The sequence below is a fragment of the Crocosphaera sp. Alani8 genome (assembly GCF_038442745.1).
In the GTDB taxonomy this organism is placed as follows: domain Bacteria; phylum Cyanobacteriota; class Cyanobacteriia; order Cyanobacteriales; family Microcystaceae; genus Crocosphaera.
On sequence record NZ_JARVCN010000006.1, the window covers coordinates 1 to 16,538 of the forward strand.

11 protein-coding genes are annotated in these 16,538 nt (G+C 38.7%); 6 read left to right on the forward strand and 5 right to left on the reverse strand.

All coding sequences use genetic code 11. From position 1 onward, the window contains the following. The 3 genes from P9B04_RS00365 to P9B04_RS00375 form a co-directional block, all read right to left on the reverse strand. A partial coding sequence (locus P9B04_RS00365; RefSeq protein WP_342053008.1) for an SGNH/GDSL hydrolase family protein occupies positions 1 to 1,067 on the reverse strand: 1,067 nt, incomplete at its 3' end. 246 nt (positions 1,068 to 1,313) lie between these two features. After that, positions 1,314 to 1,973: an energy-coupling factor ABC transporter ATP-binding protein gene (locus tag P9B04_RS00370; protein ID WP_342053009.1), complete on the reverse strand. Its 660-nt coding sequence runs from the start codon at positions 1,971 to 1,973 to the stop codon at positions 1,314 to 1,316. Between the two features lie 145 nt (positions 1,974 to 2,118). Continuing rightward, a complete protein-coding gene (locus tag P9B04_RS00375) occupies positions 2,119 to 2,964 on the reverse strand; it encodes a prohibitin family protein (RefSeq protein WP_342053010.1) in 846 nt (281 codons plus the stop codon). A gap of 877 nt (positions 2,965 to 3,841) precedes the next feature. On the opposite strand from P9B04_RS00375, the gene P9B04_RS00380 reads away from it, so the two are divergent. Beyond that, positions 3,842 to 4,165 (forward strand): hypothetical protein, encoded by a 324-nt coding sequence (locus P9B04_RS00380; protein ID WP_342053011.1) that lies wholly within the window; start codon positions 3,842 to 3,844, stop codon positions 4,163 to 4,165. Between the two features lie 36 nt (positions 4,166 to 4,201). Beyond that, positions 4,202 to 5,230 (forward strand): aldo/keto reductase, encoded by a 1,029-nt coding sequence (locus tag P9B04_RS00385; protein WP_342053012.1) that lies wholly within the window; start codon positions 4,202 to 4,204, stop codon positions 5,228 to 5,230. 111 nt (positions 5,231 to 5,341) lie between these two features. Here the strand turns inward: P9B04_RS00385 and P9B04_RS00390 are convergent, their stop codons facing one another. Beyond that, a complete protein-coding gene (locus P9B04_RS00390; RefSeq protein WP_342053013.1) occupies positions 5,342 to 6,748 on the reverse strand; it encodes a DUF3370 domain-containing protein in 1,407 nt (468 codons plus the stop codon). Positions 6,749 to 7,137: 389 nt separating this feature from the next. Continuing rightward, a complete protein-coding gene (locus P9B04_RS00395; RefSeq protein ID WP_342053014.1) occupies positions 7,138 to 8,301 on the reverse strand; it encodes a GuaB3 family IMP dehydrogenase-related protein in 1,164 nt (387 codons plus the stop codon). 154 nt (positions 8,302 to 8,455) lie between these two features. On the opposite strand from P9B04_RS00395, the gene P9B04_RS00400 reads away from it, so the two are divergent. From P9B04_RS00400 to P9B04_RS00415, 4 genes are all read left to right on the forward strand, one after another. Continuing rightward, positions 8,456 to 13,822 (forward strand): translocation/assembly module TamB domain-containing protein, encoded by a 5,367-nt coding sequence (locus P9B04_RS00400; RefSeq protein WP_342053015.1) that lies wholly within the window; start codon positions 8,456 to 8,458, stop codon positions 13,820 to 13,822. A gap of 15 nt (positions 13,823 to 13,837) precedes the next feature. Next, complete coding sequence (locus P9B04_RS00405; RefSeq protein ID WP_342053016.1) at positions 13,838 to 14,848, forward strand: DMT family transporter; 1,011 nt, start codon at positions 13,838 to 13,840, stop codon at positions 14,846 to 14,848. Between the two features lie 241 nt (positions 14,849 to 15,089). Further along, complete coding sequence (locus P9B04_RS00410; protein ID WP_342053017.1) at positions 15,090 to 15,419, forward strand: CU044_2847 family protein; 330 nt, start codon at positions 15,090 to 15,092, stop codon at positions 15,417 to 15,419. A 13-nt stretch (positions 15,420 to 15,432) separates the two neighbouring features. Continuing rightward, positions 15,433 to 16,527, forward strand: a complete 1,095-nt coding sequence (locus P9B04_RS00415) for an nSTAND1 domain-containing NTPase (RefSeq protein ID WP_342053018.1) — start codon at positions 15,433 to 15,435, stop codon at positions 16,525 to 16,527. Positions 16,528 to 16,538 lie beyond the last annotated feature (11 nt).

Sequence of the window (16,538 nt, forward strand, 5' to 3'; positions counted from 1 at the left end):
TGGCTCTTTTCGTCATCTGGTAAGGCTTTCAGGTATTCGTGTCCCCACGCCAGTTTAGCTGCTAAGCTTTCTAGAACAGAATCGGCTAATATTCGATATCCAGCCGTTGTAAAATGAACCTCGTCCCAGAAAAGGTAACTGTCAGCATCTAAACATTCTGGTGACATCAAACAACCGTTGGTTGCGTTTGTTAAACCAAAATTTTCTGGTTTTTCTTGTATCTGATTTGATAGACCGTTAAGATCGAACAGAGTAAAGTTAGTCTTGGGGAATACTGTACTAAGGTTTTGAATCTCATTCTTCAGTAATTCATTGTGTCCTAAAACTAAATTGTTTAAAGAGGTTTTTTGAGAGTCAACTAAAGAGGCACTTAAAGGAAGTTTATCCAAATCAGGCAGATTTAATACTAAAATATTTTTAGCATTATTTTCAGCTAATTGAGTTAGTACAGTGGAGATATTATTAACTGTTTGAGAATAAATTAGTTCGGTCTCTTCAACAGTATTAGGTAGGTTTGGTAAGTTTAAATAGTCACTTCCTCCGACAAAGAGAGTGTACAAAGCATTGCTATTAGTAAGAGTTTGAGCATTTTGATTAAGTAAATTAATAAAAGTCTCAACCTGAGCGAGAACCCCTACCTCAATTCCAAGACTAGGTCGGAAATCTAGCCCCGATGTAGCACTCCCAAAAGCAAAGTTAATACCATCAGTATCTGCGAGTGAAGTAGCACTATCAAATGCAGTAATTGGAGTAGGATTAACCTTAAAATAGTCAGCGAGAAAATCCACCCAAATTTTTCCGTTAGAAAACCGTCCATCAACATAAGGGGGAGGAGGAAACCCGACAAGATTAAAAGTATTACCTATATCGCTAATGCTATCGCCAAAGCCATATAATTGTTCAAATTGAATGGAAGTATGTAGAGTTTCGTTAAGCTGAGGTCCTAATTCTATTGCAGAAACGGGAAAACTCAAGCCAGTCAAACCAACAATTGTCGCCGAAGTTAGAAATACAGACTTGAAGTTAGAGATACAGATTTGGTGAAAGCGAAATTTTGAGAGCCTCATAGTTTTCCTTAATCTTTCAAAAAATACAACATATATTAAAATCACTCATTATTAAACCATATTTTTGTTCTGTAAGTGTCTTGTAGAATCCCTATGAAGCCTAATAAACAAAGGCTCTAGACTTTAGAAAATATAAGGCGTTCGGAGAGTGACAGAAGAGGGATAACCATCGGCTCTAAGCACTAACCTAACTCTTTTGATTTTATCGTCTGAATAAAAAACTAAATCCCACACCCTAAACCCTGTTCAATGGGAAATTTTTGCTTTAATAACCTGGGGATCTCCTTGTTGCACCACTTTTCCCCCTTCAAGTAAAAAAGCCCCATCGCAGTAATTTAATTCTTCTAAGCGATGTGTCACCCATAAAGCCGTGATACCGCGACTCTTGACTAAATTTTGTACTTGTTCCACCAATTCGATTTGAGTATCAGGATCAAGCAAAGCCGTTGGTTCATCCAATAGCAACACCGAACAATGACGGGCGATGGCACCGGCAATGGCAATGCGTTGCTTTTGTCCACCACTGAGAGCGTATATAGGTCTTCTTTCTAATTCTAGTAAATTGACTGCAGTTAGTGCCTCTCTGACCCGATAGCGTATCTCTAGAGGAGGTAACTTCTCCTCTACTAAACCAAAAGCAATATCAGCCCCAACGGTGGGCATAACTAATTGGCGATCGGGGTTTTGAAAGACAAAACCTACGGGGGGAGTCATGGTAATGGTTCCATTTTGGGGAGTTAACAAATTAGTTAACAATCTCAGTAGGGTTGATTTACCGCTACCGTTTGCCCCTAAAAGCATCCAAAATTCTCCTTCTGGGACTGCCAAGGAACAAGAGGTTAAAACAGGTGCCTTTTCGTGCCAACTAAAGCTTATGTTATCAACATTAATGGCAAAATTGGTCATAGAAAGTGTGGAATTTAGAATTTAACTTTTTTCAATTTTCATAAGATCTCGAAGCAAGATAGGTAATGTTGCAAATAGTTTCTAGAGATCCATTGAACACTTCTAATTAACATTACCTACCCTACACCTGATAATTACTCGCCGATCACTCAGCCGGCAAATCTCCTAAATTAAAGAGAAAAGGAACACTACTCTTACTATCCCCTCCCATGACCAATACTTTAGGCATTTGTGCGCCGCCTTGCTTCCAAGCTTCGATGGCTTCTTTTTGTAGAACTAATTCACCCCCTTGGGCTTTTAAGGTTTCTGCTAACAACCGTTGAGCCTCAGCTTTACCCTTAGCACGGTTAATATCGGCTTGGGCTTCTTGTTCAGCTTCTTGAGCAATATAAACAGCCCGTTGTGCTTTTTGTTCTGCGATCTGTTTATCCTCTACCGCACGGGCAAACTCAGGGGAAAAATTAAGGTCAATAACGCTGGTATCTAGAACAATAATACCGTACTTTTCTAGGCGAGAATTGAGGGCGTTGTCAAAGTCTTCTTTGAGTTCGCTTCTTTGGGTGATAGCCTGTTCTACTGTCCGTTTAGCAGCCGCTATCTTAAATGATTCTTGGGTTTGGGGAGCAACAATTTTAGAAACAATATTTTGTAAGGTTCCTTGAGTACGTCTGATTTCTACAACTTGCACAGGATCGAGGCGAAAGTTAATCGCAAAACTTGCGCTTAAATCTTGCAAATCTTTGGTTGCACTCTGGGCTGGGACTTCAAATTTTTGGACAGTAACATCGTAAACATCCACAGCAGATACTAATGGAGGTTTAAAATGAAGTCCTTCTAATAATGCTCCATTTTGTGCTTTCCCTAAAACACTTAAAACCCCTGCCTGTCCAGGGTTAATGACAACGAATGAGTTAAAGCTGATTACCACTAATAACGCAGCAATAATACCACCCAATAAGGGTTGCAAACTTGGGGCTGATTGACGAGTCACAAATATCTCTCCTTAATCTTACCTAGTTTAGATTTTAACGGTTATTGGTCGGTTTATATGTAACTGTATTATAAAGTGTTGGTGAGGTTAGGGTGTGGGGTATTGGGGTGTAGGGTTTAGGGTGTGGGGTGAATGCGTATTTCCGAATATGCTGTCTTGTTTTTGATAATTAAGTTTTTTTGAGGAGATAAATAGGTGTTTGAAACTTCTGAATTCTAAAACTTTTCTTATGTTGAACTCAAGTTAAATACCTTCATTTAATATTTAAGGCAACAACTGAGATTATAGAACAGACTTTATTTTCTTTTTATAGCTTAGAGCAGGTATAACTTCTAAATTGAAAGAAAGGAAATAAACAGTAATAAATGAGGTAATTACTCTTTGGTAAAACCTCAGTTATTGTATCAGTGAGTAAAACTAAATGAATAGATTTTTGGTCGGCATAATTTCCATCTGTTAAAAAAGCTATCAAAAAACAAAACAAAGAGAAGACACAGTTGGTTTATGATTAATTTTTCCCAATAATCTCTTCACCTGATATTTAAGGCAACACCTAGGATTAGGGAATAAATTTTATTTTCTTTTTATAGCTTAGAGCAGGCATAACTCCTAAATTGAAAGAAAGTAAATTAACAGCAATAAATGAGGTAATTACTCTTGTGTAAAACTGATATCTTGCACCAGTATAGAAAAACTTAAATTAGTAAGCAGTCAGCAGTCAGCGTTCAGCATTGGTTTAATCTTACTCACAGTAGATGATAGGGATTGATATTTTTTAGCTGATGGCTGATAGCTAAACGCTTACAAACTAGCCAGTTTTATCGAAGGTGCAAGATGTGAGTAAAACCTCAGTTATTTCATCAGTGAGGAAAATTAAATGAATAGATTTTTAGTCGGCATAATTTCCATTATTGCCCTTGTTTCTGTTGCTAAAATAACTACAGCAGAACCTCTCAAACAAACTTCTACTCCAACAGGCTCTAATTCTGAAAATGTAGCCAGACAGTCTCCTTACGAAGTTGGTACAATTACAGGAGTAGTATCGGGTTCTTATGGGAGTATTATTTTTGTACAGTTATCAGATCAAACTAAACTAAAATTTCATCACCCCAGTAACTCATTAGCTAGAGGTGAGCGAGTCCTTGTCTATGAAAAAGATGGAGAACACTTTCTTATAGAAGCTTCTGAACCTCCCCGTTAATAGACAGTACCATAGCCCAGAAAGAAGATAAAAGTAATGACAACACAACCACCCCATAACCTAGACAACTATCAAAAAACTTTCATTGATGTTAATTCTTCTCTTTCCTTGTCTGAGATGGGATGTGGTACCTGGGCTTGGGGAAATCGTTTGTTATGGGGTTACGATCAGAGCATGGATGAGGGGCTAAAGCAAGTATTTAACCTGGCTGTCAGCAACGGTGTGACACTGTTTGATACAGGAGATTCCTACGGTACAGGAAAACTTAAAGGACGTAGCGAAACCCTATTAGGAGAATTTGCCAGAGAATATCAAGGCTTGAATCAGGATAAAATTTGTATTGCCACCAAGTTAGCGGCTTATCCTTGGCGATGGACTCGTCAGTCTATGGTAAACGCTGGAAAAGCCTCAGCGCAACGGTTAGGAAGAAATATTGATTTAGTCCAAATGCACTGGCCAACTGCTAATTATTTTCCTTGGCAAGAATGGCCTCTGTTGGATGGGTTAGGTGATTTATACGAACAAGGGTTAGTTAAGGGAGTGGGTTTATCTAATTATGGTCCGAAACGAATCAGAGAAATAATTCGACGTTTTACTGAAAGAAACATCCCAATTATCAGTTTACAGATACAATATTCACTATTATCTACTTATCCCGTAACAGAATTAGGGGTTAAAGAAGTATGTGATGAATTAGGTATAAAATTAATCGCTTATAGTCCTTTAGCTTTAGGATTGTTAACCGGAAAGTATCAAGAAAATGGTCCAGTTCCTAAAGGTTTTAGGGGTTTATTTATTAGACAAATGTTGCCAAAAACTCGTCCTCTATTACAAGGATTAGCAGAAATCGCCACTTTAAGAGAAAAAACCATGGCCCAAGTAGCTATTAATTGGTGTATTTGTAAAGGGTTTATTCCTATTCCTGGAGCAAAAAATTATCAACAAATGGAACAAAACTTAGGAGCTACTGGTTGGCGACTCACGGAAGGTGAAGTGATAGAATTGGATAAATTAACCCAAAAGGTCGACAAGCAAATGGTACAAAATCCTTTCCAGACCAAATAAAAGGCACACTATTCTAATGTTTTTTTTGTGCTGGAAAAAAGAATATTCTAGCTTATAAAAATAAAATTGGGGGTGAAATTAACTCGACTCAAACCCCCTACACCAACACTTTTAATTAGGAAGATTACCGTAGAACAATTGCATGGTTTCCACGGTTAAAACTTGGGGAGGTGTTGCATCGGGAGGATAAAGAAAATCAACCTCAACCTTTCTTTCTTCTCCTGGTTTTAGATTCAATCTCACCAAAGGCTCTCCTTTTTGTCCTTGTCGCTGTACTAGATGAAAGAAACGCTGTTGATTGCTTCCTTTGCGATCTTGATAATTGACTTGTACCGTTCCCCGAAAGAACACTTGGCCTTCCGGACGACGAGAAAATATCAGGCGATCAGCGTATTCATTTTTCTTGAAAGGGGTTTGTAAAGTTACGGCAACAGTTTGGGGTTCATTGGTCTTGTTAACCAAGGGTAAGGTTAAACTATAATGTACTCCATAATTTCCGTGAGCTTTGTAAGCAGTATCAGGATAACGCACCAGCATAGGCGCACTTTGTATCTGTCGAGTACCGTGGGTTCCCGTTGTAACCGTACTCAGAGGATAGGAAAAAGCTCCACCCCGTCGAGGAATACTCAGATAAGGTTTACCCTCTCCATCGCTAAGTCTTGCTTCCCATTCCGATCCCACAGAAATACCTGCAACACGACCATAAATGGTGCGATCGCCGTAGTCCACGTCAATAGGGGTAGGAGCTAAATCCCTAGGATAAATTAAACCACCTCTGGTAACGATGCTTCGCCATTCGTTGATGTTGGGTTGTCGATAAAGAGTCTTGACTTTTTCCTCGTCTTCCTGTTGATATTTAACTTGTTCTGCTATTTCATAAAGGGCTAAATTAGCCATATAAAGGGGTCCATCGCTGTACACCCGTAAAAACGTCGAGCGCGCGCTACTCGGTTTAATGGGTAGGGTAAACAGCATACCACTCTGGTAAGGTGGGATAATAATGCGACGGGATAATTCTTTTTGGTTAACCCCCCGCAAAATATCTCCCATTAAGCGAGAACCCGGACCAGAATATACTTCTCCCGATGGATCTTCGACAATGGAGGGGAGGTTAATGAAAGGCGCATCAGAAGAGTTTAAATAACTAGCCCCCTGTATGATATTGACAGTTATTGTCTTGGAAGTAGGGTTATGAACTAAAAGACCTTGATAAAGGGTTTTATTGCCTTGGGAGGGTCGAGAAATGTGATGGCTGAAAACGTCAAAACGACCCTCTACAGGATGATTTAGATGGGCGTTAGGATATCGTTTCCCATTGGGAGGAAACGTCGATAATAAAACACCTTCTGTAGTAACTACTTCGGGACTATTGCTATTGAAAACTAAAACGTCATTGAGTTCCCCTGGTAGGGGACGTATCTCTTGAGGTTGAGTAATAAACTGAGGATTCCTTTCCCTATAGGTTAGGGGATAGGAAGGGGTTTGTGCGATGAATAGCGATGATAGTAAAGAAAGCATACATATACAACCAGCAATTTTAAAACAGAGTTAACAATTTTAACTTTTTTTTAGATTGCCGTCATTGACCTTAATTTGTCAATCCCTATATAAAAAAGAACCAAATTTGTAACAATTAGTTCCTGTACCTCCTTAAACTTAACTAAGATGGCACCTACTTTCCACAATAGTTTGGGACATTTTGATTGAAATATCTAATGGTTACCATAAAAAAATCCCCACAGAAGGGGGAATTGTGAATTTTAAATTTTTCTCCATTTCCAGCAGGTTTTGCCATTTGAAAAAATATAGCGTTTCTCGGACTCATGAGGTAAACCTAACTTCTGCCTTCTACTCCCTGCCTTGTGCCTCAAAGAGATAACTTCTGTACCTCACAAGTATGGGAACTTTTATTTACCCATACCCAACTGTTGAGCTTTCTGATAAACTTTTCCTTCGGTGAGCAAAGAGGGTGCAATCACCACCTCCACATCCTGCATTTCCCGAAGATCCTTAGCCCCTAAAGTTCCCATACTAGTTTTCAAAGCTCCAAGTAAATTATGGGTGCCATCGTCCAATTTAGCTGGGCCTGTGAGAATTTCTTCGATGGTACCTGTGGTTCCTACATTGATACGGGTTCCTCTGGGTAATACAGGGGAAGGAGTTGCCATACCCCAATGATAACCCCTACCAGGAGCTTCAGCAGCACGGGCAATGGGAGAACCAATCATCACCGCATCGGCACCACAAGCGATACATTTACAAATGTCTCCGCCGGTGACAATACCACCATCAGCTATCACGGGGACATAACGGCCGGTTTGTTCCTGAAAATCATTCCTAGCGGCTGCACAATCGGCGATCGCTGTTGGTTGGGGAACTCCCACCCCTAATACCCCTCTAGAAGTACAAGCGGCACCTGGTCCAATCCCTACCAAAACTGCGGCTGCTCCTGCTTTCATCAAGTTTAAGGCCACTTCGTAGGTGACACAGTTACCGAAAATGACAGGCATGGGCATTTGTTGGGAAAATTCCTGTAAATCTAGAGGATTAATAGATTCTGGGGATAAATGTGCAGTGGATACCACTGTTGCCTGTACAAACAACAAATCTGCACCCGCTTCTGCTACAATTTCTCCGTATTGAGAAGCACCAGCAGGGGTTAAACTTACCGCAGCTATGGCACCTTTGCTTTTAATTTCGGTGATGCGCTGTTTGATTAATTCGGGTTGAATAGGTTTTGCATACAACTCCTGCATTAACCCCACAAACTCAGTGTTGCCTACGGATGCGATGCGATCGAGAATGGGGTTGGGATCGTTGTAACGAGTTTGAATCCCTTCTAGATTAAGAACACCGATCGCTCCTAAGTCTGAGAGTAATCCAGCCATGTTCACATCTACCACCCCGTCCATGGCACTTGCTAATATGGGTATGTTACGTTGGATACCTCCAATAGTCCAAGCGGTATCGGCTAAACTTGGATCTAAAGTACGAGTACCAGGTACCAATGCGATTTCGTCTATCCCGTAAGCCCTTCGGGCTGACTTGTTGCGACCAATAATAATATTCACTTCTACATTCCATTCCCTAAGTATTAAATTAGGCTACCAAATTTTGATGGTTTTAGGAAAGGGTTTGACGTTAATATTTATTTTAGGAACTATAATGGGTGCATAAAATCTGATAATTTATCAGTGCAAGTTTTTGGTGGTGTGAGTAGGAATCATGAAAAGAAACCCTTTTCCTGAGCGACGGGAGTTTAGTTTAGAATTTCCCAAAAAGTTTCAATTCCCAAAAAAGCATCGTTCTTGGATAGGTTGGGGTGTTGGTGTTGTCCTTTTGGGATTATGCGGTGGCACAGTTGCTGGGGGTTTCTTGGTGCAAAAAAACTTGACTCCTACAGTAGAACAACAACTCCAGAATTTTCTTAATCGTCCTGTGGAGTTAGGCTCATTAGAAGGATTTTCTTTTAATTATATTCGCTTTGGAGAAACGGATCTTTTATCTACATCAACTGATCCGGCTCAAGTGTCTATGTCGGCTTTAAAAATTACTTACAATCCTATTGCATATATCATCAATGGGAAGTTAGAAATTCATGTAACTGCTGTTGAACCATCGGCTTATTTAGAGCAAGGAGAAAAGGGAGATTGGTTAGTAACTCGTTTTAATAAATTGAATCCTAATAGTCCTATTCGGTTTAAGAGTTTGTCAATTGAAAAAGGACAAGCTGTTGTCGTGTCTCGTTCTAATGAAGGTGAAAAAGAAACTCCTATAAACTTACAAAATCTATCAGGAATACTCCAAATTGATCGAAGGAATAATGCTATAAAGTTTCGAGTAAAATCTAATCTTATTGAAGAGGGTAATCTTAATGTTTCTGGAATATTTAGACGTGGGGAGAAAACAACTAATTTATTAGTTAGAGGACATAGAGTTTCAGCCAAGAAAGTCAGTCAAATTTTGAACCTTCCTCTAGAGTTAAATTCGGGAAAAATAGATGTTAATTTAGAAGTTGCCCATGCCAATAGAAGAATAGAAAACTTACAAGGAGTGGCTAGGTTAAACCAAGTAGATAGCAAGGTTAAAGGTTTACCTCAATCCCTAGTTACTCAGGGACAGTTAAAGTTCAGAAAGAGAAAAATTGAGTTTGATCAGGTCATAACTGAGTTCGGAGAAATAACAGGAGTTGTTAACGGAAATCTTGATTTAGATAAGGGATTTAACTTAACAGCCAATACTCAAGTAACCCCGATTAAAGATATATTTAAGACTATACAACCACAATCTAAAAATTTACCTGTAACTGGTAGAGTTCAAGGAGATTTAAAGATTCTTGGCAAATTTAATGACCCTAATGTTTTGATTACTTTAAATAACCAAGATCAAGTAAAATTTGATCGTGTTGATTTTAGTAATATAAGAACGAATTTAACGTTAAATAAATCTCAACTTACTATTGACAGTTTTCAGGCTATTCCTACATTTGGGGGAAAATTAATAGGGAAAGGTAAGATAAATCTTGATTCGTCTTTTAGTTCCTATTCTATTAACATTGAAGGAAATAGCATACCTACATCTGGTTTAGCAACTCTTTATGAAACAAATATCCCAAATTATATCAATCAAGTTTTCACTCGTGTCAATCTATCGGGAGATTTAAAGAAACCTCAGAATTTTACAGCAACAGGAATGGCTAACTTTCCAGTAGGAAAGGGGATAATAAAAGCTGAGAATATTACTTATAAAAATGGTGACTGGCAAAGTAATGTTATTCTTTCCCAGGTTGATGCCAATGATTTAGATTTACCCTTAAAAAAAGGAAAAATACAAGGAAATCTTCTTGTGTCTGGAAATACAAAGCAACCAATGCAAGATAGCTTAAAAGCAGATGGTGAACTTAGATTAAAGGTTGAAAATGGGTTAATTAATGCCCAAAATATACAGTTATCCCAAGGGAGTTGGCGAACTAAACTGGCAGTAAATAACACTGAAATTAATAAACTATTGCCTGGAAAAATTTTTCCAGGCAGTTTAAACGGAAGTTTTGATCTGGTGGGTAATCTCGATTTTGATATTAATGCTATCCAGGGAAAAGGACAGGGAAGTTTAACCGTAGGTGGAGGAAAAATAGTTGCCAATAATCTTTCCTTAGGGGGAGGTAAATGGTCGAGTGAAATAATAAGTAATAATGTTAATATCAGTAGTTTAAATAATCAAATTCCCGAAGGATTATCAGGAAAATTAAACAGTAATTTAGCTTTAGTAGGAAATATCAATCCCAACACCTTTTTAAATAGTATCGAAGGAAAAGGTAATGCTACATTAATATTATCCGAAGGTGCGATCGCTGCTAATAATTTGACCATTACCCAAGGTAACTTTACCACTACCTTGATACCTGATTCTCTGCCCTTAAAAGCGATCGCTACTGAATTAGCAGGTAATTTGTCAGGAGAATTGGAAATTGCAGGTAAATTAAGTAAAATATCCCTAAAATACTTACAAGCTAAGGGAAACTTACAATTTAGTCAAGGATTACCCTATGTCGACCGTTCTTTAACTGCAGCTATTCAATGGGATGGACAAAGATTAACCTTGGATGGACTAAATGGAGAAGGTTTAACAGCAAAGGGGTGGTCAGACGTTGATTTTAAACCCAATAAAAACAAATTACCAGTAATAAGAGCATTTTCTTTTGATATTGACGGAAAAAACTTCAATTTAGCTAGTTTACCCCTATCATCCCCCTTGGAAAATATAGATTATTCAGGAAAATTAGACTTTAAAGGGGTAATCTCAGGAACACCTCGAACCCCTAAAATTGAGGGAGAAATGGCGTTAATTAACTTAAAAGTAGAAGATGTTAATTTTGAGCCTGTCATAAGCGGAAATATTCTAAAAAACTCAGAAAAAGGTTTAAAATTAGCTCTAAATGGAACAAAAGATCAATTACATCTACAACTAGATCCTCAACTAAACCCCCTAAACCTAGTTATCAAGCAGAAAAATATAGATTTAGTAGCAAGTAAACAAGAAAATCAATGGAAAATAGATATTGACTCCCTTTCTTTACCTATTCTGCAAAAAATTGCTCAAACGAAACACAAAAATAATCCTATTCTGTTCCAACCCATGACAGGAAAATTATCCGGTCAGTTTATTCTAGACTTAGAAAATGATGCGATCGCAGGTAAAAACGTTGCTATTCTCAATCCCATCGTAGGTACAGTGCAAGCAAAACAAGTTAAAGGAAACTTTCACTATGTCAACCAAAGTTTAGCAGTCAATAACGCCACAGTATCCACCCATAATAGCCAATACGACCTAAATGGACAATTTAAGCAAACCCCTCAAGGTCCAGAAATAGCAGCCGATGTGAACATCAATGGAGGTAAACTACAAGATATTTTAGAAACCCTACAAATTTTTGAGGTAGATGACTTAAAACGGGGATTAAAACCGCCAAAATACGCAAAAGCAGCTGATCTTTACCAAAATAATCAGAGTTCCCCAACTCCTCTTTTTAAACTAGAAACCGCAAAACAGTCCCTTGGCGATCGCCTAGAAACCCTAGAAAAAATTACTGCTTGGTTGAAAAAAAATACAGAGAAAGAACAAGAAAATAAGACCCTACCTGAACTAGAGCAATTAAAAGGGGATTTTCAAGGAAAAATTGCCCTAAATATAACCCCAAAAAACGGATTAAAACTAAACTTTGACATCATAGGACAACAATGGGAGTGGGGACAGTATCAACTAACCCAGTTTCACAGCAAAGGAAACTGGAAAGAAGGAATATTGACCCTTGAACCCTTTAATCTACAATTAAAAGACAGTTTAGTACAATTTGCAGGTAGCATCGGACAGAAAACCCAACAAGGACAGTTACAGGTGGTAAATGTTCCTTTGGAAACCATCTCACAATGGGTTAACCTTCCCTCTCTTGTTACTTTGGGGGGACAACTCAACGCAAGTATGAACCTGGGAGGAACCCGTGATAACCCTCAAGCAGAAGGAAAACTCGCTATCGATCAACCTAGCATTAATCAAACTCTGCTAGACTCAACTCAAGGACAATTTACCTACGAGAAAGGTCAACTTAACTTTATTGCGAGTAGTGTTATCGATCGCCAAACTGAACCTTTAACCATAGAAGGAACCCTTCCCTACATTTTTCCCTCATCCAAACTCCAACCCCAAAGCGATCGCTTCTTCCTAAAATTCCAGGCCAAAAATGAAGGGTTAACCCTACTCAACATTCTCAGTCAAGGACAAGTCGCTTGGTTAGGAGGAACAGGAGAAGTACAATTAAACTTATCAGGAAAAGTAGACCCAAAACGAGGTATTCCATACGAACTACAAGCAGATGGTTTAGCGCAGGTTAAAAATGCCACCATTGCCACCAAAATGATGCCACAAAGTCCTTTTAAACAGGTTCATGGGAAAATTTTCTTTGACTTAGATACTATTGCTTTTGATAGTTTAACGGGGCAATTTAGCGGTGGTGAAGTAGCCATTAGTGGGTCTTTACCTCTCCTGAAACTAACAAAAAATGATCCATCTCTAGCAATACAATTGAACAATTTAGCCCTTAACCTTCCACAAATTTATCAAGGAGGAGTTCAAGGAAATCTAAATATTGGTGGAAGTCTATTAAGTCCCGAAATTGGAGGGGAAGTTAACCTATTTTCTGGTCAAATTTTACTCAAAGAAAATAGTAAGAAACCTAAGCAAACTAACTCGTTATTATCTAGCACAAAACTGAATAATTTGCAATTAAATTTAAAAGATAGAATTAGTATCACTCGATTGCCCATTTTAAACTTTTTAGCTACAGGGAATTTACAACTAAACGGAACATTAGAAAGACCAGAACCACAAGGAAATATTAACTTAGAAAACGGGTTAGTAAATCTCTTTGCCAGTCAACTAAGATTAGCTGGGGGGAAAAATAATACAGCCCAATTTCTACCAGAAAAAGGATTTGATCCTTACCTAAATATTAAACTGTTTGCCTCTGCCACAGAAACACCACAGAATGCTGTTAATATCAATCCTACTTCTCCAGAAATACCAGAAATATTTAGTGCCAACAAAAATAGTTTAGAAACAGTAAGAATTAGAGCAAACGTAGAAGGATTCGCCAGTAACCTTACTGAAAGTGTTCAACTTAGCAGTCAACCGAAACGAACTCAGCAACAAATTATTACCCTTTTAGGAGGTACTTTTTTGAACACATTAGGAACAGGAGAAACCACACTAGGATTAGCAAATTTAGCAGGTAATGCCGTTTTTGGACCAGTTCAAGGAGCAATTGGGGAAGCATTAGGACTGAGCGAATTTAGAATTTTTCCTACGCCTTTAATCAACAAAGATGACTCCCTCAATACTTCTAATATTGGCGTAGCAGCAGAAGCCGGATTGGATTTAACCGAAGATTTTACCCTATCTATCCAAACCATTGTTAACAGCGATCGCCCTCTAAATTTGGGGTTACAATACCGTATTAATGAGAGTACAACTATTAGAGGATCGAGTAACTTTGTCGATGATAATAGAGGGAGTATTCAGTTTGAAAAACGATTTTAAAGGATAAATTTTCTTATGCTGTCTTGGTCTAATAAAATTTCAGGTCGTGTCTATTTATTAGTTGGGGTGATGATATTCGGCATTGCCAACTCTGTAACTCGTAAACTTACAGAATTAGGCGCAGAAAATCTTATCGATGGCAGAAACCCCATCTCTTTTTGTAATGTCTTATTTGTGGGTAATCTCTGCGCTTTACTTGCTCTGCTAGGGGTTTATTATCCTCAACTAAAACAGACGGCTTTTCGTTCTTTATCCTCCCGAGATTGGTATTGTTTACTAATAGTCGCCTTACTTTCTGGATCTTTAGCACCGGCTTTATTTTTTAGCGCGCTCGAACGAACTGGAGTCAATAATGTTATTTTAGTTAGCCGCGTCGAACCTCCTCTAACGTTACTATTATCTGTTATATTTTTGAGAGCGAGGCTTAACTCTTGGGTAATAAGCGGTGCATTTGTCTCAACTATTGGGGTTGTTCTCACTGTGGTATTACAACCCCCCCAAAGCGAAATGATCGAAATGCCCGGTTTTCAGTTAGGAATGGGAGAGTTGATGGCAACCATAGGAGCAGTATTTTCTGCGATCGCCAATATTATCAGTCGCATTAGTTTACAAAATGTATCTTTAGCGTTGTTTAGTGTCACCAGAACAGCTTTTGGGACGGTTATTTTTTTTGCGATCGCTCTAGTTTTATTCGGACCAGAACATTTTATGGACGTATCCTCCCCTTTACTGTGGAAATGGATGATATTTTACGGAACAGTTATTGTAGTTATCGGTCAATTGGCCTGGTTCGCTGGTTTAAAACGTAGCAATGCTTCTGAGGTATCTTTAGCTAACTCCTTTAATCCCATCGCCGGTGTTTTAGCTGCTTTTTTTATTTTAGGAGAAACCCCAACAGCTGCCCAATATATGGGAGGTTTAGTGATTTTTGGAGGAATTATTCTCAATCAAATTGGAATTGTTCAACAGAATAAGTCTTCTCGGGATAATAACATCTCTTCATCCGCCGGTTTCAAAGGACTGTGAAATTTAATGGCGAGTTTATCTTAAAAATAATGACTCTAGGAAAACTTTGTACAATCAAATTATGAATTTTACTTTCCTATATTCTTTCTTTTTTTATCATCTTTAACAGTTATTTTTTTTAGCCTTTTTTATAATATTCAACATTTCTGCATTTATGCAATACATAACGTAGAAAATGCTTACTAGACAAGATACTATTTATTGTTTAGACTTTATATGCTGAGAATAGTATAAGTTCATTGTGAAACCATTAATTAAATTTCCCCTCGATGGTGATGACTCTATTCTGATAGAAGTAGAGGAGTTACCAACTTCTGAAGTAGATGAAGGACTGGTGGCTAACTACCCTGGACAACAAGTTGTTGTTCAAGCTCAAACGTCCTTTGCCGATGCAATGGATAAAATTAAGCCTGTAGCTGCTAACATTATTGGTAAACTCCGTGAATTGAAAGACTCTCCCGATGAAGTAGAGGTTAAATTCGGGATCAAGATGACAGCTGAGATGGGTGCCATTATTGCTTCTGCTAATGTGGAAGGCAACTATGAAATTACCTTAAAGTGGAAGAAGTGAGATGTAGTGAATCATGACGTTTCAACGACTAGAAGCGATCGCCAGAATTCGTCAAGCCAATGAGAAGGTGGTTGGTGCAGGTTTCTTGGTGTCTGATAAGCACATTCTCACCTGCGCTCATGTGGTTAATGCAGCACTGGGAAAGCCTTTAAATGCGATCGATGAACCCAGTCAAGAAATCTGTTTAGATTTTCCCTTAGTAGCATCAGGAAAAATTCTTAAAGGGAAAGTTGTTCGCTGGATACCCGTTCAACCAAGTTCTTCTATTCTGCCAGAAACGGGAGCAGATATGGCTTTATTAGAACTGAAAAGCCTTCTGCCAGAAGGAATCCAACCGATACGATTAATTACAGCAGAAACCCTTTGGAAACATCCTTTTCGAGTATTTGGCTTTCCCAAAGGGCAATCATCAGGAGTGTATACCGATGGCATCATCAGGGAGACACAGGGAAATGGTCGAGTGCAAATAGATGTCTTACCCTCTTCTGCTTATCGTATTGAACCAGGGTTTAGTGGTTCTCCTGTCTGGGATGAGCAGCTAGATGGGGTAGCAGGGATGACTGTGGCCATTGATAGTGGGCGACCAGAAAATAGAGCAGCTTTTATTATTCCTACCACACAGCTTATCAATGCTTGTCCAGAATTAGCAGAGCAAGCTATTCCCCCTTGTCCCTATCGGGGTTTGTTTGCTTTTAGAGAGCAGGATGCTCAATACTTCTTTGGACGGGAAAAATTTACTGAAAAGTTAGTTGAAGCGGTGCAGAAACAGTCCCTAGTGGCGGTAATTGGAGCATCTGGAAGTGGTAAGTCTTCCGTGGTGTTTGCCGGGTTAATTCCTCAGTTACGTTCCCAAGAAGGTTGGTTAATTGAGTCATTTCGCCCAGGTAATCGCCCTTTATATAATTTGATCAAGAAGTTAGTTTCTTTGCGGAAAATCAAGCAAATAGATCCTCTAACTCAAATGGAAGAAACCCTAGAAAAGATTGAGCAGGGAAAAAGAAAGTTACGAGATGTCATCGAGGATGTTCTCGAAAGGAACAAATGTACCCAGATATTGCTGATAGCAGGAAGCTTCTCAAAAAGTCTGGGGGGACTCGCCGAAAGTTAGGGGACAAAGAT